At 78.0% G+C, this 246-nt stretch carries 1 pseudogene; it reads left to right on the top strand.

Features of this window, described 5'->3' with window-relative positions:
* Positions 1-246: pseudogene (locus G3I65_RS50795) on the top strand (5'-methylthioadenosine/S-adenosylhomocysteine nucleosidase); the annotation flags it as partial.

Here is a 246-nt window from a genome sequence, read left to right as displayed (position 1 = left end):
GGTGGGCGCGGGCAACGCCCCGGCCGCCGCCATCGCCGAGCGCGCCGTGGCGGAGTTCTCGCCGGCCGCGATGGTGTTCGTCGGCGTCGCGGGCGGCCTCCGCGACTGGACCAGGCTCGGCGACGTCGTCGTGGCGACCAAGGTCTACGGCTACCACGGCGGCCGCAGCACGGACGACGGCATGCGGAGCCGCCCGCAGGCGTGGGCGCCGTCGCACCGGCTGCTGGAGCTCGCCCGGTCGGTCGG

Source organism: Amycolatopsis sp. SID8362 (genome assembly GCF_010550475.1).
Classification (GTDB): Bacteria; Actinomycetota; Actinomycetes; order Mycobacteriales; family Pseudonocardiaceae; genus Amycolatopsis; species Amycolatopsis eburnea.
Note: the sequence above shows the minus strand (reverse complement) of the source record. Positions and strands in the feature narration are given on the sequence as shown.